Source organism: Nocardiopsis sp. TNDT3 (genome assembly GCF_003427465.1).
Taxonomy (GTDB): Bacteria; Actinomycetota; Actinomycetes; order Streptosporangiales; family Streptosporangiaceae; genus Nocardiopsis; species Nocardiopsis dassonvillei.
This window is the reverse complement of sequence record NZ_QPFC01000631.1, coordinates 1-3,348: the sequence shown is the minus strand read 5'-3', so window position 1 is coordinate 3,348 and position 3,348 is coordinate 1. Positions and strand designations below refer to the sequence as shown.

General features: G+C 72.5%; 3 protein-coding genes. 1 reads left to right on the top strand and 2 read right to left on the bottom strand.

Annotated elements, in window-relative coordinates; all coding sequences use genetic code 11:
• The first annotated feature begins 48 nt into the window (after window positions 1-48).
• Window positions 49-987 (top strand): alpha/beta fold hydrolase, encoded by a 939-nt coding sequence (locus DQW06_RS16055; protein WP_117198829.1) that lies wholly within the window; start codon window positions 49-51, stop codon window positions 985-987.
• A 120-nt stretch (window positions 988-1,107) separates the two neighbouring features.
• On the opposite strand, the gene DQW06_RS16050 is transcribed toward DQW06_RS16055, so the two are convergent.
• Window positions 1,108-1,932, bottom strand: a complete 825-nt coding sequence (locus tag DQW06_RS16050) for an SDR family NAD(P)-dependent oxidoreductase (protein ID WP_013155649.1) — start codon at window positions 1,930-1,932, stop codon at window positions 1,108-1,110.
• Between the two features lie 13 nt (window positions 1,933-1,945).
• Complete coding sequence (locus DQW06_RS16045) at window positions 1,946-3,268, bottom strand: MFS transporter (protein ID WP_013155650.1); 1,323 nt, start codon at window positions 3,266-3,268, stop codon at window positions 1,946-1,948.
• Window positions 3,269-3,348 lie beyond the last annotated feature (80 nt).

Sequence of the window (3,348 nt, the reverse complement as noted above, 5' to 3'; positions counted from 1 at the left end):
GCGGCACCACTCGACGCCCCCGTCCCGATTCCCTCGCTGGAGGCCCCGATGTCGCGCACCATCCGGACGACCGCCCTGACCGCACTGTGCCTGGCCGTGGCCGGGACCGGCCTCGTCGGGTGCTCCGATGTGCGGTCCGGCCTGGAGGACGTGGGCGCCGGTCTGGAGGAGGTGGAGTCCGGCCTGGAGTCGGCCGCGGAGGACGTGATGACCGACGGGGAGCTGTTCACCGGGACCAAGACGCTCGACGTCGAGGGCGGTTCCCTGAACGTCTCCTGCTCCGGCGCCCCGGCCGGCGAACGGCCGGTCATCGTCCTCATGGCCGGGATGGGCGACGGCCTGGACACCATGGCCGACCTCCAGGGGACCCTGGGCGAGGGGGACCGGGTCTGCTCCTACGACCGGTTCGGCGAGGGCGGGAGCGACCAGCCGCCCGGCCCCCAGAGCGTCGCCGACGCCGGGCGGACCCTGACCGCTGTCCTGGACGACGTCGCCGGTGACGGACCGGTCGTCCTGGTCGGCCACTCGCTGGGCGGGCTGATCGCCGCCCGCTACGCCCCCGACCACCAGGACCGGGTCAGGGGCCTGGTGCTGCTGGACGCCACGTCACCGACGATGCTCGACGACATCAACGAGGTGATCCCCGAGTCGGCGACCGGCCCGGGCGCCGAGGTGCGCGCGCAGAACCTCGCGGTGTTCCGGGGCGAGAACCCCGAGAGCATCGTCATCGACAGCGACGCGGAGGTCCGCTCGGCCGGGGACATCCCGACGGAGGTCATCCAGCACGGGGTCCGGTACCTCGGTGAGATCCCCGAGTACGGCGCCGAACTGGAGCGCGTGTGGGCCGAGGGCCAGGAGCGGTGGCTCCAGGTGTCCGGTGAGAGCCGGCTCAGCACCGCCGAGGAGAGCGGCCACCACATCCACGTCGACCAGCCCGAACTCGCCGTCGAGGCCATCCGGCGCGTCACCGACCGGGCCGCCGCCTGACGGCGCCTGCGCGGCGCGGGCCGGTCCCGGAGGCGCCGGGGGTCACCGAAGCCCCGCGCTCCGGGAACCGGGGAGGCGCACCTGGACGGTGGGCGCCTCCCCGGAGTCGTGTCCGGACACTCAGACGGGCCCCTCCCGCAGGCCCGAGGTGATCCGGTGGTAGAGGCCGCCGGAGGTCAGGCCGCCGTCGACGACCAGTTCGGCCCCCGTCACGTACCGGGAGGCCTCCGACAGCAGGAACAGCACCACGTCGGCGACCTCCCCGGGTTCGGCCACCCGGCCGGCGGGCACCGAGCGCAGGCTCTCCTCGACGAAGTCGTCGGTCCCCGAGCGCAGCAGCGGGGTGTCCACCAGCCCGGGGTGCAGGGAGTTCACCCGCACGCCCCAGGACGCGAACTCCAGCGCGCCCACCTTGCTCAGGCCGCGCACGCCCCACTTGCTCGCGCCGTAGGAGGCGGAGAAGTAGCCGGTCATCCCGGCGATGGAGGACACGTTGACCACCGACGCCGACCCCGACGCGCGCAGCAGCGGGGCCATGGACCGCATGCCGTAGAACACGCTGGACAGGTTGACGTCGAGCACGCGGCGCCAGTCCTCGTCCGTGGTGTCGGCGATCCCGAAGCGGTGGCTGACCCCGGCGTTGTTGACCAGCCCGTCCAGGCGTCCGCCGTCCTCCTCCGCGATCCGGTCGCGCAGGCGCGCCCAGTCGTCCGGGTCGGCGGCGTCCAGGCGGGCGAACCGGGCCGTCGCGCCCAGCTCACCGATCTGGCGGGCCGTGTCCTCGCCCCGCTCCGCGTCCAGGTCGGCCACCCAGACCCGGGCGCCCTCGCGTCCCAGTGCCAGGGCCTCGGCCCTGCCCATGCCGCCCGCGGCGCCGGTCACCAGGACGACGCGTCCGGCCAGTCCGTGTCCGGTTCCGCCGCTCGTCGCGTCCGCTGTGCGCATGTGCCTTCTCCTCTCAGTCGATCGGCAGTTCGGTGCCGCGGGTCTCGGTGACGAACAGGACGGCCACCAGCGTCACCAGGGCGGTGAGGACGAAGTAGCCCGCGGGAGCCAGCGGCTGGCCGGTGGCGCTGATCAGCCAGGTCGCGACGAAGGGCGCGGTGCCGCCCAGGAGCGTGTTGGTGACGTTGTTGCCGAGCGCGATCCCGCTGTAGCGGGTGGAGGCGCCCAGCATCTCGGCGTAGGTGACGAACGAGGCGCCGTTGACGACCGAGACGCACACGAACAGCGCCGTCTGGCCCACGATCGCGGCCCAGGCCGGGCCGGCGGACATCATCATGAACATCGGGAAGCCCAGGAGCGCGGCCCCGACGCTGCCGATGAGGATGACCTTCTTGCGGCCGATGGTGTCGGCCAGGTAGCCCGAGAGCGGCAGCGTGGCGGCGCCGACGACCATGGCGACCGAGGTCGAGGCGAAGGCCAGCTGGGCGGAGTGCCCGGCCGTGGTCTGGAGGTAGGTGGCCGCGTACACCGAGACGATGTAGTAGCCGCCGGTGATCACCGCGCCCAGGCCGATGATCTTCAGCACGGACCGCCAGTTGGTGACCAGCAGGGTCCGGATCGGCATGCGCTCGGTCTCGCCCTTGTCCTCCAGCTGCTTGAACTGCGGGGTGTCGTCCAGGTGGCTGCGGATGTAGAGGCCGATGACGCCGATGGGCAGGCTGAGCAGGAACGGCAGGCGCCACGCCCAGTCCAGCATCTGCTGCTCGGTGAAGACCGTGGTGAAGGTGAGCGCCACCAGCGAGGCGAACAGCGAGCCGAAGTAGGTGCCCGAGTTGACCAGGGAGGTCTGGGTGGCCCGCCAGCGGGCCGGGGCGGACTCGGCCACGAAGGCGTTGGCCCCGCCGAGTTCGCCGCCCGCGGCGAAGCCCTGGACGCAGCGGCACAGGACCAGCAGGACGGTCGCCCAGACGCCGAGCGTGTAGTAGTTGGGCAGTACGCCGATGGCCGCGGTGGCCAGGACCATCAGCAGGATGGTCCAGGACAGGGCCCGCTTGCGCCCGTAGCGGTCCCCGATGTGGCCGAAGAGGATGCCGCCGGGCACGCGCATGAAGAACGCGACGGCGAACGCGGCGAACGTGCCCAGCAGGGCCGCCGTCGGGTCCTCCGAGACGAAGAAGAGCATCGCCACGAACGTGGCCATGTAGCCGTAGATGCCGAAGTCGTAGTACTCGACGACGGTGCCGATGACCGCCGCGCGGATGACCTTGATCCGCGACTGGAAGCCCGCCTCCGGCGCCGGTGCGGGCCCGGACGCCGACTGCTGGTGGAGTGACATGCTGCCTCCCTGGGGAGAGGATCGGATCGGTGTGTGCGCCGCCCGATCCCGTGGTCGTGGGGGATGGCGGGGGGCCGGGG